Source organism: Roseovarius conchicola, from assembly GCF_041403425.1.
Taxonomy (GTDB): domain Bacteria; phylum Pseudomonadota; class Alphaproteobacteria; order Rhodobacterales; family Rhodobacteraceae; genus Roseovarius; species Roseovarius conchicola.
Genome location: NZ_JBGEHK010000005.1, coordinates 58,555 through 83,506, shown reverse-complemented (window position 1 = coordinate 83,506; position 24,952 = coordinate 58,555). Strand labels below are relative to the sequence as shown.

Annotated in this window: 27 protein-coding genes and 1 tRNA gene; 9 read left to right on the top strand and 19 right to left on the bottom strand. The window is 58.8% G+C overall.

The window, feature by feature from the left end:
• Positions 1 to 51 precede the first annotated feature (51 nt).
• The 4 genes from V6N02_RS14765 to V6N02_RS14750 all read left to right on the top strand — a co-directional run bounded on the left by V6N02_RS14765 (position 52) and on the right by V6N02_RS14750 (position 5,654).
• A complete protein-coding gene (locus tag V6N02_RS14765; protein ID WP_371226548.1) occupies positions 52 to 1,128 on the top strand; it encodes an AI-2E family transporter in 1,077 nt (358 codons plus the stop codon).
• Positions 1,128 to 1,802, top strand: coding sequence for a P-loop NTPase family protein (locus V6N02_RS14760; RefSeq protein WP_371226546.1), 675 nt, complete (start codon positions 1,128 to 1,130; stop codon positions 1,800 to 1,802). Before V6N02_RS14765 ends, V6N02_RS14760 begins: the two co-directional genes overlap by 1 nt.
• Positions 1,803 to 1,877: 75 nt before the next feature.
• Positions 1,878 to 4,052: an RNA degradosome polyphosphate kinase gene (locus tag V6N02_RS14755; RefSeq protein WP_371226544.1), complete on the top strand. Its 2,175-nt coding sequence runs from the start codon at positions 1,878 to 1,880 to the stop codon at positions 4,050 to 4,052.
• A gap of 54 nt (positions 4,053 to 4,106) precedes the next feature.
• Positions 4,107 to 5,654, top strand: a complete 1,548-nt coding sequence (locus V6N02_RS14750; RefSeq protein ID WP_371226543.1) for a Ppx/GppA family phosphatase — start codon at positions 4,107 to 4,109, stop codon at positions 5,652 to 5,654.
• Here the strand turns inward: V6N02_RS14750 and V6N02_RS14745 are convergent, their stop codons facing one another.
• Genes V6N02_RS14745 through V6N02_RS14720 form a run of 6 tightly spaced genes read right to left on the bottom strand, consistent with a single transcriptional unit; the run spans position 5,655 to position 9,423 of the window.
• Positions 5,655 to 6,020 (bottom strand): hypothetical protein, encoded by a 366-nt coding sequence (locus tag V6N02_RS14745; RefSeq protein ID WP_371226541.1) that lies wholly within the window; start codon positions 6,018 to 6,020, stop codon positions 5,655 to 5,657.
• Between the two features lie 36 nt (positions 6,021 to 6,056).
• Entirely contained in the window at positions 6,057 to 7,088 is a 1,032-nt protein-coding gene (locus tag V6N02_RS14740; RefSeq protein WP_371226539.1) for an endonuclease/exonuclease/phosphatase family protein, read from the bottom strand.
• Between the two features lie 3 nt (positions 7,089 to 7,091).
• Positions 7,092 to 7,769 (bottom strand): TerB family tellurite resistance protein, encoded by a 678-nt coding sequence (locus V6N02_RS14735; RefSeq protein ID WP_371226537.1) that lies wholly within the window; start codon positions 7,767 to 7,769, stop codon positions 7,092 to 7,094.
• 43 nt (positions 7,770 to 7,812) lie between these two features.
• The gene (locus tag V6N02_RS14730; RefSeq protein ID WP_371226535.1) at positions 7,813 to 8,301 is read right to left on the bottom strand and encodes a GNAT family N-acetyltransferase; all 489 of its coding nucleotides are present in this window, start codon (positions 8,299 to 8,301) and stop codon (positions 7,813 to 7,815) included.
• On the bottom strand, positions 8,298 to 8,909 hold the full coding sequence (locus V6N02_RS14725) for a VOC family protein (protein ID WP_371226533.1): 612 nt from the start codon (positions 8,907 to 8,909) through the stop codon (positions 8,298 to 8,300). Before V6N02_RS14725 ends, V6N02_RS14730 begins: the two co-directional genes overlap by 4 nt.
• 13 nt (positions 8,910 to 8,922) lie before the next feature.
• Positions 8,923 to 9,423 (bottom strand): MAPEG family protein, encoded by a 501-nt coding sequence (locus tag V6N02_RS14720; RefSeq protein ID WP_371226531.1) that lies wholly within the window; start codon positions 9,421 to 9,423, stop codon positions 8,923 to 8,925.
• 151 nt (positions 9,424 to 9,574) lie between these two features.
• Here V6N02_RS14720 and V6N02_RS14715 point away from each other — a divergent pair.
• Positions 9,575 to 9,651, top strand: a tRNA-Met gene (locus V6N02_RS14715).
• Positions 9,652 to 9,708: 57 nt separating this feature from the next.
• Here V6N02_RS14715 and scpA read toward each other — a convergent pair.
• Entirely contained in the window at positions 9,709 to 11,838 is a 2,130-nt protein-coding gene (gene scpA / locus V6N02_RS14710) for a methylmalonyl-CoA mutase (protein WP_371226529.1), read from the bottom strand.
• The gene (locus V6N02_RS14705; RefSeq protein ID WP_371226527.1) at positions 11,810 to 12,814 is read right to left on the bottom strand and encodes a hypothetical protein; all 1,005 of its coding nucleotides are present in this window, start codon (positions 12,812 to 12,814) and stop codon (positions 11,810 to 11,812) included. Before V6N02_RS14705 ends, scpA begins: the two co-directional genes overlap by 29 nt.
• A 114-nt stretch (positions 12,815 to 12,928) precedes the next feature.
• Between V6N02_RS14705 and V6N02_RS14700 the strand changes: the two genes are divergently transcribed.
• Positions 12,929 to 13,384, top strand: a complete 456-nt coding sequence (locus tag V6N02_RS14700; RefSeq protein WP_371226525.1) for a DUF4174 domain-containing protein — start codon at positions 12,929 to 12,931, stop codon at positions 13,382 to 13,384.
• A gap of 7 nt (positions 13,385 to 13,391) precedes the next feature.
• Here V6N02_RS14700 and V6N02_RS14695 read toward each other — a convergent pair whose 3' ends face one another.
• The 9 genes from V6N02_RS14695 to V6N02_RS14655 all read right to left on the bottom strand — a co-directional run bounded on the left by V6N02_RS14695 (position 13,392) and on the right by V6N02_RS14655 (position 20,493).
• A complete protein-coding gene (locus V6N02_RS14695) occupies positions 13,392 to 13,871 on the bottom strand; it encodes a hypothetical protein (RefSeq protein WP_371226523.1) in 480 nt (159 codons plus the stop codon).
• Between the two features lie 75 nt (positions 13,872 to 13,946).
• Complete coding sequence (locus V6N02_RS14690; RefSeq protein ID WP_371226522.1) at positions 13,947 to 14,342, bottom strand: hypothetical protein; 396 nt, start codon at positions 14,340 to 14,342, stop codon at positions 13,947 to 13,949.
• 2 nt (positions 14,343 to 14,344) lie between these two features.
• Entirely contained in the window at positions 14,345 to 16,390 is a 2,046-nt protein-coding gene (locus tag V6N02_RS14685; RefSeq protein ID WP_371226520.1) for an acetyl-CoA carboxylase biotin carboxylase subunit, read from the bottom strand.
• Between the two features lie 355 nt (positions 16,391 to 16,745).
• On the bottom strand, positions 16,746 to 16,943 hold the full coding sequence (locus tag V6N02_RS14680) for a hypothetical protein (RefSeq protein WP_371226518.1): 198 nt from the start codon (positions 16,941 to 16,943) through the stop codon (positions 16,746 to 16,748).
• Between the two features lie 379 nt (positions 16,944 to 17,322).
• Positions 17,323 to 17,670: a hypothetical protein gene (locus V6N02_RS14675; RefSeq protein ID WP_371226516.1), complete on the bottom strand. Its 348-nt coding sequence runs from the start codon at positions 17,668 to 17,670 to the stop codon at positions 17,323 to 17,325.
• Positions 17,671 to 17,748: 78 nt separating this feature from the next.
• Positions 17,749 to 17,892 carry a hypothetical protein gene (locus tag V6N02_RS14670; RefSeq protein ID WP_371226514.1) on the bottom strand — a complete coding sequence of 48 codons (144 nt, stop codon included), beginning with the start codon at positions 17,890 to 17,892 and terminating at the stop codon, positions 17,749 to 17,751.
• 217 nt (positions 17,893 to 18,109) lie between these two features.
• Complete coding sequence (locus V6N02_RS14665; RefSeq protein ID WP_371226512.1) at positions 18,110 to 18,550, bottom strand: DUF6497 family protein; 441 nt, start codon at positions 18,548 to 18,550, stop codon at positions 18,110 to 18,112.
• Entirely contained in the window at positions 18,547 to 18,882 is a 336-nt protein-coding gene (locus V6N02_RS14660) for a hypothetical protein (protein WP_371226510.1), read from the bottom strand. The genes V6N02_RS14665 and V6N02_RS14660 overlap by 4 nt, the downstream gene beginning before the upstream one ends.
• Positions 18,883 to 18,960: 78 nt before the next feature.
• The gene (locus tag V6N02_RS14655; protein ID WP_371226508.1) at positions 18,961 to 20,493 is read right to left on the bottom strand and encodes an acyl-CoA carboxylase subunit beta; all 1,533 of its coding nucleotides are present in this window, start codon (positions 20,491 to 20,493) and stop codon (positions 18,961 to 18,963) included.
• A gap of 178 nt (positions 20,494 to 20,671) precedes the next feature.
• Here V6N02_RS14655 and V6N02_RS14650 point away from each other — a divergent pair, with 178 nt between their 5' ends.
• The 3 genes from V6N02_RS14650 to V6N02_RS14640 all read left to right on the top strand — a co-directional run bounded on the left by V6N02_RS14650 (position 20,672) and on the right by V6N02_RS14640 (position 24,166).
• Positions 20,672 to 21,889, top strand: a complete 1,218-nt coding sequence (locus V6N02_RS14650; RefSeq protein WP_371226506.1) for a multidrug effflux MFS transporter — start codon at positions 20,672 to 20,674, stop codon at positions 21,887 to 21,889.
• Positions 21,890 to 21,956: 67 nt separating this feature from the next.
• Complete coding sequence (locus tag V6N02_RS14645; protein WP_371226504.1) at positions 21,957 to 23,348, top strand: helix-turn-helix domain-containing protein; 1,392 nt, start codon at positions 21,957 to 21,959, stop codon at positions 23,346 to 23,348.
• A complete protein-coding gene (locus V6N02_RS14640) occupies positions 23,348 to 24,166 on the top strand; it encodes an alpha/beta hydrolase (RefSeq protein ID WP_371226501.1) in 819 nt (272 codons plus the stop codon). The genes V6N02_RS14645 and V6N02_RS14640 overlap by 1 nt, the downstream gene beginning before the upstream one ends.
• On the opposite strand, the gene V6N02_RS14635 is transcribed toward V6N02_RS14640, so the two are convergent.
• Both V6N02_RS14635 and V6N02_RS14630 read right to left on the bottom strand, forming a co-directional pair.
• Positions 24,155 to 24,391, bottom strand: a complete 237-nt coding sequence (locus V6N02_RS14635; RefSeq protein ID WP_371226499.1) for an HP1242/YdcH family protein — start codon at positions 24,389 to 24,391, stop codon at positions 24,155 to 24,157. The two genes, V6N02_RS14640 and V6N02_RS14635, sit on opposite strands and share 12 nt — an antisense overlap.
• Before the next feature lie 118 nt (positions 24,392 to 24,509).
• Complete coding sequence (locus tag V6N02_RS14630; protein WP_371226497.1) at positions 24,510 to 24,926, bottom strand: hypothetical protein; 417 nt, start codon at positions 24,924 to 24,926, stop codon at positions 24,510 to 24,512.
• Between the last annotated feature and the right edge of the window lie 26 nt (positions 24,927 to 24,952).

Genomic DNA, 24,952 nt, shown 5'->3' with positions numbered 1-24,952 from the left:
CGCGCGCCATGGGCGATTGCTAGGGGGTAACGCTCAAATCCCGAGGCAACGATGGCCCATACCAGCTCCACACAGATGAAATACTGGGGAATTGCCGCGGCAATCTTCTTTCTGGCCCTTTGGTTTCTGGGCGATGTGATTCTGCCCTTCGTTCTGGGCGGCGCGATTGCCTATTTCCTTGACCCGGTCGCGGATCGCCTTGAAGCAATGGGCTGTAGTCGAGCTCTGTCGGTCACCGTTATCACTCTGATCGCAGTTCTGATCTTTGTCATTATGGCGCTTCTGGTCGTGCCGACACTGGTCGAACAGGCCGTGGCTCTGTTTAATGTAGCCCCGCAACTGGCTCAGGACCTGCGTGATTTCCTGAGCGAAAAGTTCCCGGAAATCCTGGATGACAGTTCGACCCTGCACCAATCCTTGCTGGCCATTGGCGACACGATCAAGGAACGCGGCGGTGAGTTGCTGAACTCCGTTCTGACCTCGGCCGCCTCTCTGATCAATGTCATGCTGCTGTTTGTGATCGTCCCCGTCGTGGCCTTTTATCTACTCTATGATTGGGACCGCATGGTCGCCAGCATTGACGAGTTGCTACCGCGCGAACATGCCCCGGTAATCCGCGATCTGGCCAGTCAGATTGACCGCACATTGGCCAGTTTCATTCGTGGCATGGGCACCGTCTGCCTGATCCTTGGCACCTACTATGCGGTCGCCCTGATGCTGGTCGGGTTGCAATTCGGCATGGTGGTGGGGGCGATAGCCGGGCTCATCACCTTTATCCCCTATGTCGGCGCACTGGTCGGCGGGGCATTGGCCATCGGTCTGGCCTTGTTTCAGTTTTGGGGAGACTGGGTCTCGATCGGGCTGGTGGCAGGCATTTTTGCCTTGGGCCAGGTCATCGAGGGTAACGTTCTGACCCCCAAACTGGTGGGCAGCTCGGTCGGCCTTCACCCGGTCTGGCTGATCTTTGCGCTATCGGTCTTTGGGATGCTGTTTGGCTTTGTCGGCATGCTGGTTGCGGTGCCCGTCGCGGCCTCCATCGGCGTCTTGGCGCGGTTCTTTATCTCGCAATACAAGTCAAGTCGTCTGTATCGTGGTCCTGAACAACCGGCCGAGGACGCAGCCGAGTAATGGCACAACAACTCAGCTTTGATCTGCCCGTGCGCCAGGCTCTGGGGCGCGAGGATTTCTTTGTCTCGCCAGCCAATGCGGCTGCAGTGGGGTTGATCGAGGGATGGCAGGACTGGCCCGCGCGCAAATTGTTGCTGATCGGCCCGACTGGCGCAGGCAAGACGCACCTTGCCCATGTCTGGGCAGCCCTCGCAGGGGCAACGATCCTAAAGGCAAGCGATCTGGCCGGGGCGGATATTCCCACCTTGGCCCGCGCGCCGGTAGCCGTGGAAAACGCCGAGACCACCGCCGGTGACAGGACAGCGGAAGAGGCGCTGTTTCATCTGCACAATCTGGTGTTAGCCGAGGGGCAGTCTTTGCTGATCACCACAGGCCTGCCGGCCAATCGCTGGGGCCTGGCCCTGCCTGATCTAGCCAGCCGGATGGAGGGCACGCCCGCCACCACGCTTGATGCCCCGGATGATGCCCTGCTGGCAGCCGTGTTAATGAAGCAAATGGCCGACCGCCAACTTTCGCCCTCGCCGGGCACAATCCCCTATCTGGTCAAACGCATTGACCGATCTTTCTCTGCAGCCCGCGAGATTGTCGAACGGCTGGATAGCACAGCCCTTGATCAAGGCGCGCCGATCACCCGGGCGCTGGCTGCAAAAGTGCTGGACAAGCCCGCGCGCTGACGCCATCTTACCGTCTTCTCAATCTATCGCGTTTTCCGTCATTTAACCGTCACATAGGGTCCGTATCAGCCGCAAATGTCCAATGCCGATTTCCTCAAAGCTCCCCTGCCCGATGCCGTCGATCTGCCGGATCTCGACCTCGACGGCCCGGGCCGGTTCTTTAACCGCGAACTCAGCTGGCTTGGCTTTAACTGGCGAGTGCTTGAAGAGGCGCAGAACCGGCGCGTTCCGCTGCTGGAGCGGCTGCGCTTTCTCTCGATCTCGGCCAACAATCTGGATGAGTTTTACAACGTACGTGTCGCTGGCCTGCGCGAACTGGCCCATGCGGGCAACACGACACCAGCGGCGGACGGACTGACCGCCGCTGAGCAATTGGTGCTGATCAATGAGGACGCGCGCAAATTGCTGGAGGCCCAACAGCAGACTTTCAACATTCTGCGCGGCGAGATGGAAGATGAGCGGATTTCAATCCTCGATCACACCAACCTGACGGCGGACGATACCGCATTTCTTGAAGACGTGTTCATGTCCCGGGTCTTTCCGGTACTCTCGCCGCTGGCGATTGACCCCGCGCACCCGTTTCCGTTCATTCCAAACCTTGGCTACTCGCTGGCCCTGCAACTGGAACGCAAGAAAGACAAACGCCCGCTTCAGGCGCTGCTTCCGATTCCGCAGCAGATCGACCGCTTCGTGACCTTGCCCGCCGAGGAAGGCACGCATCGCGTATTGCCACTTGAAGAGCTTCTGCTGCTGCGGCTCGACACACTGTTCCCTGGCTATCGCTATAAGGGTCACTGTACTTTCCGGGTGCTTCGCGACAGCGATCTGGAGGTCGAGGAAGAGGCCGAAGATCTGGTGCGCGAATTCGAGGTGGCCCTGAAACGCCGCCGCCGGGGCGAAGTGGTGCGCCTGAAAATCTCGGCCAAAGCCCCCACCGATCTGCGACGCGTGATCATGGATGAATTGCACGTCATCCCCGATGAGGTGGTCGAGGTTGAAGGCATGATCGGTCTGGCCGATCTGAGCGAGCTGGTACTGGATGATCGCTATGACCTGCTTTGGCCCAGCTTTACGCCGCGCGTGCCTGAGCGCGTACAGGATCACGATGGTGATATGTTCGCTGCGATCCGTCAGAAAGATATGCTGCTGCACCACCCCTATGAGACCTTCGATATGGTGGTGCGTTTTCTCAATCAGGCCGCGCGCGACCCAGACGTGGTGGCGATCAAACAGACGCTTTACCGCACCTCGAAAAACAGCCCAATCGTCAGCGCCCTTTGTGAAGCGGCCGAGGATGGAAAATCCGTAACCGCGCTTGTCGAGCTGAAAGCCCGCTTTGACGAGGCCGCCAACATTCGCCAATCCCGCCGCCTGGAACGCGCGGGCGCACATGTAGTGTATGGTTTTATGGACCTGAAAACACACGCAAAAATTTCGACCGTGGTGCGCCGCGAAGGGAACACCCTTGTCACCTACACCCATTACGGAACCGGCAATTATCACCCGATTACCGCCAAGATTTACACCGATCTCAGCTTTTTCACCTGCGATACCGTGCTGGGGCGGGATGCCACCAAAGTGTTCAACTATCTCTCGGGTTACGCCCAACCCGACACGCTGGAAAACCTCGCGATCTCACCCCTTGACCTGAAACCACGTCTGCTCGAGATGATTGATCAGGAAATCGAGCACGCGAAGGCCGGGCGCCCGGCTGTAATCTGGGCGAAAATGAACTCGCTGATCGATCCTGACGTGATCGATGCGCTCTACCGCGCATCTGCGGGTGGCGTGCAGATCAGCCTGATCATCCGCGGCATCTGCGGGCTGCGCCCCGGCATCAGGGGGTTGTCCGACAACATCCGTGTCAAATCCGTAATCGGACGGTTTCTGGAACACTCGCGCATTGTCTGTTTTGGCAATGGCAAGGAGTTGCCGTCCAAGAAGGCACGCGTTTTCATATCTTCGGCTGACTGGATGGGGCGCAACCTGAACCGGCGTGTGGAAACCCTTGTCGAGATTGAAAATCCAACCGTGAAAGCGCAGATCGTTGGACAAATCATGGCAGCCAATATGGCCGATGTGGCGCAAAGCTGGGTGATGGGACCGGATGGTCGATTTACCCGCGCGCAGCTGACCGAAGGAGAGTTTGCATTTTCCTGTCACCGCTTCTTCATGGAAAATCCATCGCTGTCCGGGCGCGGCTCGGCAGGGGCAGCCGATGTGCCCAAGCTGACCCATACCGAGGATTGACCGTTCCTAATCGCTGTCGCATAAACGAAGCGCACTATCCGCGGGGTGACACGCATGGACGGGGCCGACACCTCGGATAAATCGGATTGGGGTCCGTTCGGGCGTCCCCTTTTCAATGATCCATCTTCCCGGGCACTCAGACGTGTCGGCGTTGTTGATGTCGGATCTAACTCGGTCCGGCTGGTGGTGTTTGATGGTGCCGCACGCAGCCCGGCTTATTTTTACAATGAAAAAATCATGTGTGCGCTTGGCGCAGGGCTTGCCTCTACAGGGCGGCTGAACCCGGAAGGCCGCGTCCGGGCGCTTGAAGCCATTCGCCGCTTTCAACTGCTGGGTGACAGCATGGGTACCGGCCCGCTGAGTGCGGTCGCCACCGCCGCGGTGCGTGAGGCTGAAGATGGCCCAGAGTTTTGCCGCGAGGTCGAGGAACAAACCGGCCTGAAACTCTGGGTTATCGACGGACGAGAAGAGGCGCGGCTGTCGGCGCAGGGCGTGCTTTTGGGCTGGCCCGGTGCATATGGGCTGGTCTGTGACATTGGTGGCGCGTCCATGGAACTTGCCGAGATCAATGGCGGGCATGTCGGGCGCCGGATCAGTTCGGCACTTGGCCCGCTCAAGCTTCGCGATATCAAGGGCGGGCGCAAAGCCCGCGTGGCGATTATCCGCGAGACGCTGAACGGGATGCGCACCGAACTGGGACCACAAAACAACCGGCTGTTTCTTGTCGGCGGATCATGGCGGGCCATTGCCAAGATCGACATGCACCGACGTGGCTATCCCCTCAGGGTGCTGCATGAATACCGTATGACCGCCAAATCGGTCCGTGACACCGCCAAGTTCATTGCCAAGTCCGATCTTGAAGACTTGCGCGTCGCCGCTGGTGTCTCGAGCGCGCGGATGGCCCTTGTTCCCCACGCCATCGAAGTCCTGCGCGAGGTGGTCAAGGCCTTCAAACCTCATGATATCGCGGTGTCCAGCTATGGTATCCGCGAAGGGCTGCTGTATGAGCAGATGCCCCAGCGCCTGCGTGATCGCGATCCTCTGATCGAATCCTGCCGTTTTGCCGAGGCCAAGGATGCCCGCGTGCCGGGTTTTGGTAAACTGGTGTTCGATTACATTCAGCCGATCTTCAAATCCATCAAACCCGAGCGGCGCCGCTTGGTCAAAGCCGCGTGCCTTTTGCACGATGTCAGTTGGCGCGCCCATCCGGATTACCGCGCCGAGGTGTGTTTTGATAATGCCACGCGGGCCAATCTGGGCGGTTTGAAGCACTCCGAACGGGTGTTTTTGGGCCTGGCACTGTTGCACCGCTATTCCAACCGACGCGATGGCACGCAGTTTGAAGACCTTTATGATTTATTACCCCCCGCCGATCAGCTGCAGGCTGAAATACTGGGCAAAGCAATGCGTTTTGGCGCTGTGCTGTGGCTCAGCGAAGATGTCGACTCCGGCGAGTTGCGCTGGTTTCCCAAGAAGAAGCTGCTGGAACTACGTCTGTCGCCCCATGGTGCATCCATGTTCGGCGAAGTCGCCGAGGCACGTTTTCAATCTCTGGCCAGCTCCCTTGAAGCCGAGACGCAGATCAAACACTTGAAGGGCTGACTAAATCTCGATCTCGCCGTCGGGCGTATCTTCCAGAATCTCTTCAGGGGTTTTCTTGCGCAGGATAATGTCGCCATTAGGAAGAATTTCCGGCGGGTGGTAGGTGCTTAGATCCCCGATCTGGCCCATCAGCTCGGCAAAGGCCGGACCCATTTCTTCCATGAACCCACGCAGCGCTGGCTGAATATCCTCGGCCATGCCTTGCAGATCATCCAAAGTGGGTTCCATTTCGCGCATGATGCCCTCAAAAAACAATTGCGCGCCGCGCTCCATCAGGGAAAATCCATCGTCCCCCTCGGCCTCCTGCGCCTGCAGGGGAAGGGCCACCAACGCCAGAACAGCGCCGTATGTTGCGATGTGTTTCATTCCCAATAGATATGCATGATTGTGATGAATGTAAGATCACAGATCAAGATCGAGCAGCACCGGGAAGTGGTCAGAGGCGGTAATCAGCGCATTACACAGCTCGGGCAGCTTCCAGCAATCCGGGTCGTCAAACGGGTGCAGAATGCGCCATTGCGGGTTTTTGTCCCGTAAATCGGGCGAGATCATGATGTAATCCAGCAGTGCCTGCATGTAGCGTTTTTCGTGGTTCAGATAAAAGCGCGCGGTGGTGTTGATCGGCCCAATCTTGCGGGTCAGTGCACGACGCGCATGTGGGTCATAAAGCGGGATCGCCCCGTCCTGACGCTCGCCCATGATGATCTCGACCGACGAACGGCCAAAAAGATGCTCATACTCATCTAGGCCCGGACCGTCATTCAAATCCCCCAACAGGATCAGTGACTCGCCCGCCGCCAAATGCCCTTCAATACGCTGGCGCAACCATACCGCCTGCGCCTGTTGCTTGCGCCGGTTGGAAATCGCCATACGCATGATCGCATCGCGCCCCGTGGCCCCATGGGGTGCCTTCGATTTCAGATGCGCACCGATCAGCCGCAACACCGCACCCGAAATCGTGGTCAGTTCCACCTCAAAGGGTGGTTTGGAAAACACCACCCGATCCTCTGTCGCATCGATATCCAGATCAATCCGAAACACCCCGTCAAAGCGCGGCGCATCACTTGACCCCTTCTTGCCGGTCTCCTGCCCTTTTGGATCGTGCCGTGCGCTCATCTGCTCCGGGTCATAAAGCAAGGCAATTTCCTGCTGTGTTTCGCTTTCAAAGCCAATCAATGCCTTGCGCGTACGCAGCCCCATTACCTCGGCAAACCGCTCCAGTGCGGGAACGGTAGCGCGGCGGCTGTTCTGATCGGGCGCCTCGATGATCATCACTGCATCGGCGTTCATCGCCGTGAACACGATTCCAAGAGCGGCCGATTGATCAGCCCGTGTAACGTTGTAGCGCGCCGACCATTCACCATCATCCAGCAGATTGCCTTCATCATCAAAGAGGGCATTGAACCACTCAACATTATAGGTGGCGATGCGCATGCCCTAAGCGCCCCCGTTGATCTCTTCCCAGGCGCGATTGATATCGACCATCCGTTTCTCTGCCAGTTTGATGGCTTCTTCGGGAACACCGCGCGCCATCATTCGATCCGGGTGTGCCTCGCGTACCAAACTACGCCAGACCGCCCTGATTTCGTCCCGGGACATATCCGTTGTGACACCCAGCACGGAGTATGGGTCAGGCTTGGCATCGGGAACAAACCGGCTGCGTAGGCTTTGGAACTCGAGCGGCGGCAGATCAAAAATCTCACCCACCCGTTCCAGGAAGGCATCCTCATTCGGATGATACACGCCATCGGCCATGGCAATGTGGAACAGCCCCTCCATCAGATCGACCAGCACCGTGGTTTCATCCCCGAACATCCGCTTGATCCGGGTCGCGTAGTCTTCAAACCCCGCCACGTCCTGACGGGCAAGGTTGAACACGCGCGCGGCACCCGCCTCGTCATCCTGCGCGATCTGGAACACTTCGCGAAAGGCTGTCACCTCGTCACGCGTCACCAGTCCATCGGCCTTGGCCATCTTCGCACTCAACGCAATCACAGCGATGGTAAAGGCAACGCTGCGCTCGGGCGGGCTGCGCAAACGGTCAAACACCGCGCTCAGCCCCTCGCCCGAGGTCAGCGCGCTCAGCGCATCGGTTATGCGGGTCCAGATTGACATGGGGGCCATCCTAGAGGGTTTCATTGGGGTTGTCAGCGCGACCTTATAGACGCTTTTGCAACAGGATCAGGTCCATCCAGCGGTCAAATTTGCGGCCCAATTCCGGCATAGTAGCCACCTGCGCATACCCGATGGCCTTGTAAAACGCGATGGCGTTCGGGTTTTCACTGCTGACAGCCGCAATGAATACATGAACACCCGACTTTCGCGCGTGTTCTTCCAAGGCTGTCACCAAAGCGCGGCCTATGCCCAGCCCTTTCCTGGCCTCATTCAACATCACCGAATGCTCGGCTGTGTGGGCATAGCCCGGGCCACTGCGGAAGGGGAAATAGGTTGCAAATCCAACTGCTTGCTCACCGTCTTCAGCGACAAGAAAGGCCCGCCCTTCGACCTGTCGCGCGGCGATATCATCCGCAAGACCCTCCGCTGTCTTCTCAACGGTTGTGAACGTATTGGCCGTCTGCCGGATATTGTAGTTCCATATCTCGGCAATCGCGGGCGCATCTTCGGCCCGTGCCGGACGGATCATCATGTCAGCACCTTTGGCCCCGATGGCGTGTCAAAATGAGCCGTGATCCCAACAGGACCAGCCTCGTAATTCAGACGCGGGTCCCTCAGGCAGGCGGCCAACTCAGACTGCAATTGGCTTGCCTGCGGGTGCCGGATCACCAAACGCATCAATCGACAGCCCGATGTGGGCAAAACATCGGCCGGGATCGGGCTGCTCTGCCACTGCATCAGCGCCGGAAAGCAGTTATCATAAGGAAGCTGCCCGTTTGGCGGCACCGCCATGGTCCAACGCACCGAGCCACGCGACAGCGGCACTGGTATGCCCGCCTGAGGCAGCTTAGCAACCGTAGCAGCGATATCGTCACTGCGGCAGATCCAGTTCCCGATCCGTGCTGCCCCGCTGAACCGATCCAGGTCAAACCACCTTGGATAGGCCGGTTTCGGTGCCGCGGGATCAATCGAAATCACCTCAAGGTAAAGCCCGTCTTCGAGGCCCAGAAGCGCGTTATGCGTGCCATAATGGCCATGCTGTCCGCCTTGCTGCAAGGCCACTCCCAGCGTGGCCTCGACATAGGCACGACCTTCTTCCAGTGTTTCTGCCGCAATGGCGATGTGATCGAGCTTTAGCATGGTCTTTTTCTTCTCAACTGAATCCCGCCGCCAGCCGCGACAAGCCCCAGATCGCCACCAGAACAGTCGGGTAAAACGTCGCTGCAAACCCAAACGCCCGCAGCAGTGGCGAGACATGATAGCCCACCCAGAACGCCAGCCGCGCCACAAAAAAACCCAGCCCCAGGCAAACAATCACACCGGGCCCCGCCCCGGTCAGCAAGACCGCAGCAGCCGGCCAGATGCACAAGGCCAGTATCAGTTGCTCGCCCGTGTTGCGCAACACGCATTGATCGATTTCGGCCGCGCCGCGCAGCTCCGTGCCATCAATGATCGCGTCATCAAAGAACCGACGCTGCGCAAGGCGAGCGACCATCGCAACCATGATAAGGCCCGGAGCCAGAAAAGCGGTCATGATGGTCGGCATCAGGGTAAACACAGGCAATTGCACATAGGTGGCCGCGCCCCATAACAAGGCTATCGACCAAAGTAGCCCTGCGATCATACCCGCTGCAATCTTTTGTCTTTTGCCCATCCGCCCACTGTTCCAGCGCCAAAAATGTTTGAGATCGGACTGTCGGACTTTCCAATCGGGAAATCAACGGGTGGCGTTGCGGGTTTGCAATCAAGATACAGGCATTTCTGCCTTGACGGGCGCGCGCCTCTGGCTTAGTCCACAGCCCGATGGCGCGGTAGCTCAGTTGGTTAGAGCGAACGACTCATAATCGTTAGGTCGGGAGTTCAAGTCTCCCCCACGCCACCATCACACCCCATAAGCGCCCGGCCCCGACCATCCGCCCGAGACCGGTCTTGCATGGCCCTATCCGCGGGCTTCGCGGATCAGACGCAGGATGTCCTGCGCGGCTTCAGGGATGTTTGTGCCCGGCCCAAAGATCGCCTTCACCCCGGCTTTCTTGAGGAAATCATAATCCTGCTGGGGGATTACACCGCCGCAAATCACGATAATGTCGCCCGCATCCTTGTCGCGCAACGCATCAATCAGCTTGGGCGCAAGGGTTTTGTGCCCCGCCGCCTGACTCGAGATGCCCACCACGTGTACATCGTTGTCGATGGCGTCCTGTGCCGCCTCTTCCGGCGTCTGGAACAGCGGGCCAACATCCACGTCAAAACCGATATCGGCAAAGGCCGTGGCAATCACCTTGGCACCGCGGTCATGACCGTCCTGGCCCATCTTCACCACCAACATGCGGGGGCGGCGCCCTTCTTCCTCGGCGAAACTGTCGATGGATTTCTGGATCGCCGCAAATCCCTCGTCGCCCTCGTAGGCCGCACCATAAACCCCGGCCAGAGTTTTAACTTCGGCGCGATGACGGCCGAATACTTTTTCCATGCTCATGCTGATTTCTCCCACCGAGGCCCGCGCGCGGGCCGCTTCAACTGCGGCTTCCAGAAGGTTCCCACCCTCGGACGCGCGGCGTGTCAATTCATCCAAAGCCGCCTGACAGGCAGCGTCGTCCCGGCTGGCGCGGATTTTCTCAAGCCGGGCAACTTGCGATTCCCGCACCTGATCGTTGTCAATCTCCAGAATATCGATCGGGTCTTCCTGGTCTTTGCGGTACTTGTTGACGCCCACGACCACCTCGTCGCCCCGGTCAATCATCGCCTGACGACGTGCGGCGCTTTCCTCGATCCGCAGCTTGGGCATGCCCGATGCGACGGCCTTGGTCATGCCACCCATTTCATCCACTTCCTCGATGATCTTCCACGCGGCCTCGACCAGTTCATTGGTCAGGCTTTCGACATAATAGCTGCCTGCCAGCGGGTCGACGACATTGGTGACACCGGTTTCTTCCTGCAAAATCAACTGGGTATTGCGTGCGATACGGGCGCTGAAATCAGTAGGCAGCGCAATCGCCTCGTCCAGAGCATTGGTGTGCAAAGACTGCGTGCCGCCCAGAACCGCGCTCATCGCCTCGTAGGCGGTTCGGATCACGTTGTTATAGGGGTCCTGTTCCTGCAGGCTGACACCACTGGTCTGGCAATGGGTGCGCAGCATTTTGGACTTCGGGCTTTTTGCCCCAAGATCGTCCATCACCTTATGCCACAACAACCGCGCCGCACGCAGCTTGGCCACTTCCATGAAAAAGTTCATGCCGATGGCGAAGAAAAAGCTGAGCCGAGGGGCAAACTTGTCCACATCCATGCCCCGGGCCATGGCTGTTTTCACATATTCCTTGCCGTCCGCGATGGTGAAGGCCAGTTCCTGAACCAGGTTCGCACCGGCCTCCTGCATGTGATAACCCGAGATCGAGATCGAGTTGAATTTGGGCATCTCGTTCGAGGTGTACTCAATAATGTCTGCGATGATCCGCATGCTGGGTTCCGGCGGATAGACATAGGTGTTGCGCACCATGAATTCCTTGAGAATGTCATTCTGGATCGTGCCCGACAGGACCGATCTGTCATGACCTTGCTCTTCCCCGGCGACAATGAAGCTGGCCAGGATCGGGATCACAGCGCCGTTCATGGTCATCGACACGCTGACTTTATCCAGCGGGATACCGTCAAACAGGATTTTCATATCCTCAACGGAATCAATCGCCACTCCGGCCTTGCCGACATCTCCTAATACGCGCGGGTGATCGCTGTCATACCCGCGATGCGTGGCCAGATCAAAAGCAACGGAAACACCCTGCTGACCAGCAGCCAGGTTGCGGCGGTAAAAGGCGTTGGATTCCTCCGCCGTCGAATAGCCCGCATATTGGCGGATCGTCCAGGGGCGGCCCGCATACATCGTCGCCTTAACGCCGCGTGTAAACGGCGCGTCCCCCGGGATCGTGCCCAGATGCGGCAGATCCTTGGTGTCATCTTCGGTATAGAGTGGCTGAACCTCGATCCCCTCCAGGGTATTCCAGGTCAGATCCTCCAGCGGGCGCCCCCGCAGCTCTTTTTCGGCGATATCACGCCAGGCGTCTTTCTTCGATCCCATAGGATTGTCCTCTTGTGGTCTGGGACGACAGCGGGGTTTTCCCCGTCTTATCTGTCCCGGTTTCCTCGATCAGGGTGGCAAGGCCATCCGCCCCGGCGCGTAGCCAGAACAGATCGTCGGCATAAGCCTCCCGCAAAGCCATTGTTTGGGCGGTATCAAAGGGCTGCCAACGCCCCTCACCTTCAGGCAGCAGACCTTCAGGTTTCAGTCCCCTGTCCCGCAGCACTTGTCTAAGTTGGGCCAGGCCCGGCGCCCGGTTCAGCCATTCACGGGCATATGTCATCGGTGGGTTGGCCAGCCCGGTCATCAGCGTCAGTTTTTTCTCGGGCACGCCACCCCAGGTTTCGTAGGGCAGAACAATCAGTGCAGCGCCCGGCAAGGCGCAGGCCAGGTCGGTGATCACATCGCGCCAGTGACGGTTCGTTGTGACCAGCCGGTCAAGGTCATCTTTCGTGGGCACGCGATGGCCGCGACCGACGGAAAACGCCGCGACGGACGACCACCAGCGATCCTGACTGCGGATGGACAGGACAACCCGCGCGATCCGCCCATCAAAAGCCTCGCCATAGCGGGCCAGACGTTGACCAATCGCGCCATAGAGCTTGCTTTCACGCAGGTTACGGCGCGGTGCACCGATCATATTCTCATCGCTGATGATCAACTGGCGCAAGCCCCGGCCTTCAACCTGTTTGAGGTTCAGCGCGATGCGCCCTCTCGCCCGGCGAAACTGCGCGGTTGGTTCGGCTATTGCGCCGGGGACTGCGACCACACCTCGCAACAACCCAGAGCGCGTATGTTGTGGCCCCCAATATCCGATGCCGCGATTTGCCAGCTCGTGTCGGTTCTCGCTCATATAGTTCTGAAACACGGTTGAGGCGGAGCGATGTGCGCCCAAATGCAATGTGATATCCATCGGGTCTTGTGCCTTTCCGTGACGAACCGTCACACGAAGCGGGTTTCGGGTTGAGCGTGTCATGTTGTGCCCCCGAAACTATCGAACCCATTAATGCTAAAATTTTCTCGTTCGAGGTTTGCTTGCCTCTTCGCTTTGGCCACGCCACGCCCTATATCCTGATCGACAGGAGAGACCATGAAACCACTATTCGCGCTTGTTTTTCTTAGTTTTTTGCCGGCCGCGTCGCTGGCCCAGACCGCAGACGTCGCTGCTGAGCCCGCTATTGAAGAGGTCATTTTGGGCGACGGTATCGACAATTTGAATGAATTTGTATGGATAAAACGGCCCATCGTTGTCTTTGCCGATAGTCCGGCTGACCCGCGATACATCCAGCAAATGGAGTTTTTGAACGCTGAATTTGGCGAATTGGCCGAGCGCGATGTGGTGGTTCTGACCGATACCGATCCGTCGGCAAATTCGGCCCTGCGGGATCGGTTGCATCCACGCGGTTTCATGCTGGTGCTGATTGGCAAGGATGGCACGATATACCTGCGCAAACCGCTGCCCTGGGATGTGCGTGAAATCTCGCGCACGATCGACAAGATGCCCATGCGCAAGCAGGAAATCCGCGACAGGCGCGGTGACAGCTGAACCCGCATCACGCCCCCTCCCCCATGCTGACAACCAGCACCGAACGCCGACGATCCATCAGGATCAGCGCCCCCAGATTACTGTCAAAGGCAAGCAACCCGCCCGGTGTTTCCAACGCATAGCTGAACGCGCTTTCGGTCAGTTCATCCATGCAGGACAATCCGTCAATCGCGGCACGACGCATTCTTGTGCCCAAGTCGCGATTGGCATTTACCAAATCGATCAGCGTCTGATCGGGCGCAACACCGGCTTGATCCAGCGCGACGGCCCCACGATCCAGCAAAACCTGCATCGCGCGCGGCGCATTGCCGATGATCGGCAGGGCCGAACCTACTTGCGTATCGACCAAACGGAAGGCCCCGGCCGCACAGCTCCAATTGCTATCAAAGCTCATGGTTTCGCCTAAGGCAAACCATTGACCCAGATGTGCGCGCAACGCGGTCTCGTCGGTACGCGCGCAACTGCCCAGCGCCATCAGCCCGCTCAACGCCAGCGCCGGGGCAGCAGACGCCCGTAACTTCGATATGTCCCGCAGATGGAAAATTACACGCTCCTCAGATCATCACTCGATCGCGCCACTTGCAGGTGCCGCCACCGCATCACGCTGCAGACAGGCCAGAAATCCCGCGAAGAACACCAACAAAACATCAAATGCAATCGCCTCAATAACAGTCACATAACCGTTCCAGACCAGTTGAAGCGACCCCGCCAGGATCACGAGCAACAGCACCGGCACATAGGCCCAGTACCGCCATTTCAGCGCCCTCCCCGAGGCCAGCCCGTAGACCAGAGAGAACACACAGAGCCCCACCAGCATGGACAAAAGCATGGTCAGTGAGGAGCTGCCGGTCGCGTTTTCAAAAAACGCGTCGACACCCAGCGCCATGAAGGCCCAGATAGACGCAAGCGCAGCGACAAACGCCAGCGTGTAAGTCGCACCAACCATCCAGATCCGCATGGTTACTCAAACTCCATAATCACGTCATCCACGGCCAGACTGTCGCCCGGTCCGGCATTGATCTTGGTTACGGTCGCCTTCTTTTCGGCGCGCAGGATATTCTCCATCTTCATGGCCTCAACGGTGCAAAGAGCCTGACCTTCCTGCACCTCATCGCCCACGGCCACATCGACCTTCACGATCAAGCCCGGCATCGGGCACAGCAGCATCTTGGATGTATCAGGCGGGAGTTTCTCGGGCATTAACGCGGCCAGTTCGGCCTGACGCGGCGTGCGCACATGCACTTTGATATCCGCCCCACGGCTGCGAATGCGGAAGCCCCCGCTGACCTTGCCAACCTTGAGTACCAAGGGGCTGCCATCGACATCGAGCAGAGCCAGTTGATCACCCGGCGTCCAATCGCTCGTCACGCGCATGGTGGTGCCATCCTCAAATGTCACGGTCGAGCCATCACGATCAGCTGCAATGGAGACGGCAAAACTCTGCCCCGGCAGGCTGACCACCCAATCATCGCCGACATGGCGTTCATGATTATCCATCCGGCCCGACACACGGGTGCGGCGAATTTCGGCCACGCGGTGCATCGCCGCACAGCTGGCCGCGATCCGGCGCAATGCACCTTCGTCCAGCGTCACACCCTCGAAACCGTCCGGATATTCCTCGGCGATAAAGGCCGTGGTCATATCACCCGATACGAATTTGGGATGATCCATCACCGCGCTCAGGAAGGGCAGGTTGTGGCCGATCCCTTCCATCTCGAAACTGTCCAGCGCCACGCGCATCGCCTCGATCGACTGCTTGCGATCTGGGGCCCAAGTACACAGCTTGGCGATCATCGGGTCATAATACATGCTGATCTCGCCGCCCTCATAGACGCCGGTATCGTTGCGTACAGCGGTCTCACCTTCACCAGCCTCATCCTGCCACTTGCCATTGGTCAGAAGTGGCCCCGCTGCCACCTCGGCGGGCGGGCGATAGCGGGTCAGACGGCCAATCGAAGGCAGGAAGTTACGGTATGGGTCCTCAGCATAGACCCGGCTTTCCATGGCCCAGCCATTCAGTTTGATATCATCCTGGGTCAGCGACAGTTTCTCACCAGCCGCCACGCGGATCATATGCTCAACCAGATCGACACCGGTGATCAGTTCGGACACCGGGTGTTCCACCTGCAAGCGCGTGTTCATTTCGAGGAAATAGAAATTCCGGTCGCCATCGACGATGAATTCCACCGTCCCCGCGCTGGAGTATCCCACCGCATGGGCCAATGCGAGGGATTGCTCGCCCATTGCTTTGCGGGTCGCCTCGTCCAGGAAGGGGCTGGGCGCTTCTTCAACCACCTTCTGGTTCCGGCGTTGGATCGAGCATTCCCGCTCGCCCAGATACACGCCGTTGCCGTGGCTGTCACAAAGCACCTGAATTTCGATGTGGCGCGGCTGGGTGACGAATTTCTCGATGAACATGCGGTCATCGCCGAAGCTGCTGGCGGCTTCGTTCTTGGAGGCCTGAAATCCTTCGGCCACTTCGCTTTCATTCCATGCAATGCGCATGCCCTTACCGCCGCCGCCAGCCGAAGCTTTAAGCATCACCGGGTACCCGATCTCGCTTGAAATCTTGATCGCCTCATCCGCATCTTCGATCAGGCCCATATGGCCCGGCACCGTACTAACGCCAGCGTCCTGCGCGATTTTCTTCGACGTGATCTTGTCGCCCATGCTTTCGATGGCACCAACGGGTGGCCCGATAAAGGCAACGCCTTCGGCCTTCAGCGCCTCGGCAAATTTGGGGTTTTCCGACAAGAAGCCATAGCCCGGATGCACCGCCTCGGCGCCGGTCTGACGAATCGCATCCATTACCTTATCGATGACAATGTAGGACTCAGAAGCAGGGGGCGGGCCGATATGAACGGCCTCATCAGCCATCTTCACATGCAGCGCGTCGCGGTCGGCATCGGAATAAATCGCAACCGTCGAGATGCCCATCTTGCGCGCGGTTTTGATAACTCGGCAGGCAATTTCACCGCGGTTGGCAATCAGGATCTTCTTGAACATCTGTCGTCCCTTCTTTCAATCATCTGAAAACGACAAAAGCGCAGCACCCGGCCAAGGCCAGGTTCTGCGCTTTGTCAGCGTGGTCGGTGCGTCAGACCGGGCGGCAGAGCCCGGAAACGCGATTAATCTGCAATCGGAGTCAGCATATACGGGTCGAATGCCATGCGGCTCGACACGTCGGGGGCGCTGCATGCCCCCAGAATTGCTAACAAGATTACTGCTCTTGCTATGATGCCCATATTCAGCGCCTCGTTTCGTGGACGCCCCCCATTGGGCTTGGTCTACAGCGTTGGATCGGCTAAGCCAATGGGAACAGAAACAATTTCTTCCCCGATGTGACTTTGTTGCCGTTAGGTCAACAGCGGTTCGGGTTGGTCTGGCAGTAAAGCAGGTTGCCTGCCGCCCCGATGGCAGCACCAGCCGCCAGGTTGCCGTCCAGCACCGCCGCAGTGCCAAGGCCCACACCTGCTCCAAAGACCCCCTGCTCCAACGGCGTTTCGCCGCAGGCGGCAAGGAAGACAAGGATTGGGGCCGCGAAAAGGATAGGTCGCATGGGAATATGCCTCTTTTGTTATGCTCATCTTGGGCAGCACATGATGCCAAAGCACCGCGCGCGTCAAAGCCCTCCCTTATATAGTGCCTGTTTTGAGCAATTGCCCGCTGGTCTCGCCAAACACTTGATATCCCATAAAAAAAGGACGGCCTGCGCGGGGTAGCGCAATGCCGTCCTTTAGGGGAAGGGTAACGGAATAGACTTGCAAACAAAGCCCCTAGGGGAAGGGCGTACACTACACGGCCCATGTTGCGCTGAACGCGCCGACTGTCCATCGTGGGGGCTATCGGGTCACCGCTTTCGGCTGTAATCCGCGTGTTTGCGCAACCTATAGGCAAGAAAATGCCGTTCTGCCGCTTGGGATATGCGATCACAACGTTCATTCGGCAAAAGCCTCGGGAAAGGCCGCGCGGGCCGCCGCAACGTCCAGAACAAGCAGAGCGTCATAGCTGGCAGGGTCAAACGGGTCTTCAGCGGGCAAAACTTCGCGGCCAAAAAGCCAGCTCAGACGCCCGGCATCCAGATTTCCGCGCTCAAACGGCTGATCGCCAAAGCACTCCCACAAGGCACGAACAAAACCCGCATCGGCGCGTTTGTCGGCCGCGCGGCGGTCGCGATAGCGTTCCCGTTCGGTGATCGGCGTCACCCCTCTGGGGTTGGCGCGTCGAATCGTGAATTGGTAATCCGTACCCGGCAGTCTGCCCGGGAACCCGCGATGCTTCAGCATGGCCCACCCCCCGGAATGAAGGGGCGCGCAGGGATCAGAGCGGGCCCAAGGGCCCGTTCTGGATGCTTGGCAAGTGGATTACTTGTACTTGCCTGTGTAGACCGGCTCGACCGAGATCGGTTCGGGCTCAACCACCACAAACTCTTCTTCTTGCTGGCCGCCGCAGGCTGCCACCAGGGCCACGAGCCCGAGCGCCAAAACGCCTTTGATGCTGTTCGACATATTTGTCTCCTGTCTCTCTTGTTCGCAGGCAAAACCGCGGCCAAGGCCCCGGTTCGCCCTTCTTGCGAGGGTAAGATTGCTTGGGTGCAATCCTCCGGCACCATATCCGAAAAAGGCATCAGTTTAAATTCTTTGCGCGCAATGCTGCCACCCTGTGACTCGAAAGCCTCAAACCGTCCGCAGGGTGAGTTATGGTGCGCAACATGTTGTGGTTGCATCAAAACATCTCCCAGATGCAGGCCCCGTCTTTGACCCTATAGGCCTCGAAAACCTGAGTGACATCAGGGTCATACTGGCCAAATTCCGAGGGTTTATCAGCCAGCGAGATGATTACCTGACCCGGCAATGGCCCGGTATTGGCCAGCTTGGGCAGCGCATAATAGGTGCACAAATGCTGTAAGTCGGCCATCAGGGTATCCACGTCATCCGTCTTTTCAAAGGCAGGCGCAACAAAGCGGAACCGATAGACCAGACCCTGCCCCGGGCGATCCCACAGCATTTCATGGAACTCGGCCTCAAGGCCCGATGGCAAGGGCACAACGCCCGCCTCATACTTGCGGGCGGATTTCACCTCTTCCTCGGGCAAAAGCAGCAAAAGCGCCCCGCCCGCCAGTAGAATCAATAGCGGTCCAACCGCCAACCAAAGCCAGCGCCTCATGACGCCCACCTCTGCCAACGCGCACGGTTGGCCGGGTTCTCAAGCACCTCGGCAATCCGCGCCTCGGCTGCCTTGCGGGGAATCACTCCATCAACCTGCCCGCCCGCCGTGATCTCAAGGCCGTTGGCGCACTCCGCGACCCGTATTGCAGGGGCAAAACCCCGCAGATTTTGCAAAGCCCGCCACACATCCTGCCGAACCTGCTGCGCGAGGCGCAACCTGTCTCCTCCCGGCAGGTGCGTGGTCACGCCCAGATCAAACCGCACTGGCACCCGCCGCGCCATCGTCAGCGCGCCGTCCTCATTAAGGATATGCCAGGTGTTGCGGGTCATCTGAGTGAGCATCCTCAAAAAACGCTATCTTTGATCAAAGCCCAAGAAAACTCGTACGAATTTTCTTGGGTAGCGTAGTTAAAGCGGAATATTGTCGTGCTTTTTCCACGGCATTTTCTGCGACTTGTTGCGCAGGCTGGCAAAGGCACGCGCCACGCGCATCCGGGTGCTGCGGGGCATAATCACCTCGTCTATAAACCCGCGCTCGGCGGCCACGAACGGATTGGCGAACCGATCTTCATAGTCCTTGGTGTGACTGGCCAGTTTTTCGGGGTCATTGAGATCGGCGCGGTGGATAATCTCAGTCGCGCCCTTGGCACCCATTACCGCGATCTCGGAGGTTGGCCAGGCATAGTTGAAATCGCCTCGCAGATGCTTGGAGGACATCACCACATAGGCCCCACCATAGGCCTTGCGGGTGATCACCGTGACCTTGGGAACTGTCGCTTCACCATAGGCAAACAACAGTTTCGCACCGTGCTTGATCACGCCATTATATTCCTGACTGGTGCCCGGCAAGAAGCCCGGCACATCGACCAGCGTCAGGATCGGGATTTCAAAGCAATCGCAGAACCGCACAAACCGCGCGGCCTTGCGGGCACTATCGATATCCAAAACGCCAGCCAGCACCATCGGCTGGTTGGCCACCACGCCAACGGTTTGCCCTTCCAGCCGGATAAAACCGGTGATCATGTTCTTGGCGAATTCTTCCTGTATTTCATAAAAATCGCCCTCATCCGCCAGCTTAGTGATCAGCTCTTTCATATCGTAGGGCGTATTGGGATTTTCCGGCACCAACGTATCAAGGCTGGCTTCGGCCCGGCCCGGCTCATCAAAGAACGGGCGCACCGGGGGTTTTTCGCGGTTCGACGAGGGCAAGAAATCCACCAGGCGGCGTACTTCGGCCAGCGCCTCGACATCGTTTTCAAAGGCTGCATCAGCGACTGAGGATTTCTTGGTGTGAGTTGATGCCCCACCCAGCTCTTCGGCAGTAACCTGTTCATTGGTCACGGTTTTCACCACGTCGGGACCGGTCACGAACATGTACGAGCTGTCTTTGACCATGAAGATGAAATCGGTCATCGCCGGGGAATAGACCGCACCGCCCGCGCAGGGGCCCATGATCACGCTGATCTGGGGCACCACGCCCGAGGCTTCGATGTTGCGCTGAAACACTTCGCCATAGCCGGCAAGACTGTCCACGCCTTCTTGAATACGCGCGCCACCGGAATCGTTGATCCCGATCACCGGCGCGCCGTTTTCCATCGCCATATCCATGATCTTGCAGATTTTCTTGGCGTGGGTTTCAGAAACCGAACCGCCCAGAACCGTAAAGTCCTGAGAAAAGACATAGACCATCCGGCCATTGATCGTCCCCCAGCCAGTGACCACACCGTCGCCGTAAGGGCGCTCTTTATCCATCCCGAAATCGACACAGCGGTGCGCGACAAACATGTCAAACTCTTCAAAGCTGCCTTCATCCAGCAGAAGTTCGACCCGTTCACGTGCGGTCAGCTTGCCCTTGGCATGCTGTGCGGCGATCCGGCGTTCTCCTCCGCCCATGCGAGCAACCGAGCGGCGGTCTTCCAGTACCTGAAGGATATCTTTCATCTGCGTCCCCTAATCTCGTGGCGAATTTCGCGCCACAATAGGCAAGCCCTGTTGCGGATCAAAGCGGAATCCCGCAAATTTGCAAATACTGGGAAACCCTTCTTGGCTAATTCGCAAATCTGCAAATTGATACAATCTCGGAATGGACTTCGCCCTACACCCCTCCTACCCATGTCGGATGACCAGTCACCCCGACATTCGCCTGCTGGACCGGCACACCCCGCCGCATATTGTGACCCTGATCCTGCTGGCGGGCCTGTCGACGCTGGCGCTCAACATCTTTCTGCCCAGCCTGCCCGGCATGACTGCCTATTTTGAAACGGACTATGCGCTGATGCAGCTTTCCGTGGCACTTTACCTGGCGGTCAATGCGGTACTTCAACTGCTGATCGGCCCGATCTCCGACAAGCTGGGCCGCCGCCCGGTGATCTTGGCGGGCCTCGCGATCTTCCTGGTCGCCACGCTGGGCTGCATTCTGGCGCAGAACGTCTGGGTTTTCCTGTTCTTCAGGATGATGCAGGCTGCCATCGTTGTAGCCATGGCGCTTAGCCGGGCCGTGGTGCGGGATATGGTGCCCGAGGCACAGGCCGCCAGCATGATCGGCTACGTGACGATGGGCATGGCGGTGGTACCGATGATCGGCCCCGCCATCGGCGGCGCACTCGATCAGTGGTTGGGCTGGCAAGCCGCTTTTGGCGCACTGTTCCTACTGGGGGCAGTCGTACTTTGGCTGACATGGGCCGATCTTGGGGAGACAGCCCCGGCAACCACACGCTCCCTTGGCGAGCAGTTCCGGGAATATCCTGAGTTGTTTCTCAGTCCGCGTTTCTGGGGATATGCCTCGGCCTCGGCACTCTCGTCAGGGGCGTTCTTCGCCTATCTGGGCGGTGGGCCTTACGTGGGGGACAAGGTGTTTGGCCTGGCGCCTGCCCAACTGGGCTTTTTTTTCGGAGCCCCTGCCATCGGATACTTCCTCGGCAACTTCATCTCAGGCCGCTTCTCGGTGCGGATTGGCGTCAACCGAATGGTGATGTGGGGCACGCTGATCAACGCTGTGGGAATCGCCGTCAACCTCGCGCTCTTCTATCTGGGACTCGCCTCGGTCTTCACCTTCTTTGGTCTGATGACATTGATGGGACTGGGCAACGGGATGACCATCCCGAACGCCACGGCGGGGATGCTCTCGGTCCGTCCGCATCTAGCAGGCACAGCCTCGGGTCTCGGCGGGTCGCTGATGATCGGTGGCGGGGCGGCACTCTCGGTATTGGCCGGCTTGGGCCTCAGCCCTGAAACAGCCGCCTTCAACCTGCTCTGGATCATGCTCGGCACCGCACTGGCCGGCATCGCCGCCATTCAATTCGTGATCTGGCGCGAACGGCACATCGCACGCGCCTGACAGGGATTGCACGCCAGGCTTTGCAAACATAATCTGCGCATATAGCTAATCTGCAAAGGCCACCCTAATGCCCACCCAAAAACTCTATGCCGGGGCCAAGCTACGCGAAACCCGGCAGCGCCTCGCCCTGACCCAAAAGGACTTTGCCGCCAAGCTGGGCGTGTCGTTGCCCTATCTGAACCAGATGGAGAACAACAATCGCCCCGTGAGCACCACGGTGGTGCTCGCACTGGCACAGGAATTCGGCTTTGACGTCACTGAGTTAAGCACCGGCGACGCCGAACGCATGGTCAGCGACATGCGCGAAGCGCTGGCCGATCCGGTTTTTGCAGATGACGCCCCACCCTTGGCCGACCTGCGCCTGACCGCCTCCAACGCGCCAGCCCTGGCCCGTGCCTTTCTGGCACTGCACTCGGCCTATCGGTTGACCCATGAACGGCTTGCCTCGCTGGACGAGGCGCTTGGGCGCGAAGATGCCCGCGCGCGGCCCAGCCCGTGGGACGAGGTGCGGGATTTTTTCCATTACTGTGACAACTACATCGACGCGGTTGACCGCGCGGCCGAGCATTTCACCCGCTCAGGGCAATCCGTGCAATCCGTCGCCGAACAGCGGCTGGGCGAGATGGGCATTACCATCGCCGCCTCGGATGACGGCCCCTTGCGCCGGTTTGATCGCGATAGCCGGATTTTGTACCTGTCGTCCCGGGCCGAACCCGAGACCAGACGGTTTCAAATGCTATTGCAGTTGGCGCTGCTGACCCAGGATGCATTGCTTGAGGCGACACTGGATCTGGCCAAGTTCCAATCCGATGCTGCCCGCGCCATCGCCAAAATCGGGCTGGCCAACTATTTCGCAGGTGCCGCCCTGATGCCCTATACAAGATTCCAACAGGCCGCCGCCGAGGACCGGCATGATCTGGAGCTACTGGCGAACCGTTTCGGGGCCTCTGTCGAACAGGTCTGTCACCGTCTCGCCACCCTACAACGCCCGGGCGCAAAAGGTGTGCCGTTCTTCTTTGTCCGTGTCGATCAGGCGGGCACGATCACCAAACGCCACTCGGCCACGCGGTTGCAATTCGCCCGCTTTGGCGGAGCCTGCCCGCTTTGGAATGTGCACCGGGCGTTTGAAACCCCGGGCCGGTTCCTGCGCCAACTGGCCGAAACCCCGGATGGGGTGCGGTATATCTCGCTGGCCCGCGACGTCTCGAAACCCGGCGGTAGTTTTGGTGCGCCCGTGCGCCGCTTTGCTATCGCGCTGGGGTGCGAAGTGAAACATGCCGATGCGTTGGTTTATGCCGATGATCTGGATATTACGAATGCCCGCGCGTTCGAGCCGATCGGCATTTCCTGCCGGATTTGCGAGCGGACGGATTGCCATCAACGTTCGGTTCCCCCGCTGGAACGCCGCCTTTCGATCACACCAGATGAACGCGGCGTTCTGCCCTACAAGGTGGGCTGATGGTCAAACTGCTGCTGGTTATCGCGTTGCTTGGCGACGGGCTGTTCTTCGGCCTTGGCAGGTTTGAACGAAATGCCGTTTACCCCTTTGATGCCACGCGCGTTGCACCGGCCCGCATGGGGCTGTCTAATATGACCGAAATGCAGTTGCGCAGCGGAATACAAACACTGATCATCTGGGTGAGCCCACCCCGTGCTGGCAAACCAACGATCCTGTACTTCCATGGCAATGCCGGCAATCTGGCGAACCGTGCCGGACGGTTCACCCGCTTCACTAATCGCGGCTATGGCGTGATCGCCCCGGCCTATCGCGGTTCCTCTGGCAGCACAGGACGCCCGTCAGAAGCAGCGCTGACCCGCGATGCCACATTGGTTTGGGCCGAAATGGGCACGTTGATCCCCGGCCTCACCCCGCGAAACACAGTGGTTTATGGCGAAAGCCTTGGCACAGGCGTGGCGTTGAAACTGCTGGCGCAGCCAGGCAATCCGCAACCCGCTGCCGTGATTCTGGAGGCACCGTTCACATCCCTGCCCGAAGTGGTGCAAACCACCTATCCACAACTGGAACCGTTGATTGAGCGGATGAAAAACATCTGGAACAGCCGCGACCACGCGCGCTCCCTGCACGCGCCGCTATTGGTGCTGCATGGCAGCGAAGATGCCCTGATTCCGATTGACATGGGGCGACAGGTTTTCGCTATCGCCCCATCAAAGGAAAAACGTTTTCTAGCCGTATCTGGTGCAGGCCATACCGATATATGGCGCAGCGATGTTCTGCCCCAAATCTGGTCGTTTATCGACGCTACATCAGGCCGATAGAATCCGATACAGTTCGTCTTTCAACAGCGCGCGTTTCTTGCGCATCTCGCCCTCGGCCAAAGCTTCCATCGGCTCAACATTTGTTTCTGCGCGATGCACGGCGCGGTTGATCTCGTGATACTCATCCGCCAGACGGGCAAAATGCGCATCACTTGACTTCAGCTCGGTGATTTTTCCGGCATGTTCGGGGAATTCTTCGTGCAGCTCATGGGGTGTGTGCGACATACAGCGTGCTCCTCCTGTCAGGTCCGTCAATCAGGCTAGGCGAAGGACCTTGACGCGGCTTTGACACGGATCAAATCTGTTGGTGAATAGAAGCCCTGTTTCGCAGCGACCAGATGGGCTACGACTCTGGCACATCGGGCAGGCAGCGATACATGGCCATCCAGACTTCATCGCCCTGCTCAAGCGTGCCCGAGCCCGCAAGTTGCCAGAAACTGCCACCGTTTTCCTGGATCACCACCGGATACTCTCCCGTCTCCCAGTCCGCGATCAGGATGTTGCTTGCCGCCCCGTCCGAGCTGTGATGGTAACGCGCGATAATCGGCGCGGCCCCACCAACAAAGGCACTGCTGAGTGTGCCTGCACCGAAATCAATGCCGAAGCTGAGCCCGTTTGGGTCCATCTCAACGACGCTGGTGCCGTCGGCGACGCGCATATGCCGCTCAAGCGTACAGGTCCAGCGATCCGCCTGCTCCCACATGGGAGAGGCGATAGCAGGTGTCGCTAATATCATCGCGATGACAATTGCGGTTCTCATAACGTCGCTCCTGCGGCTGGTTGACG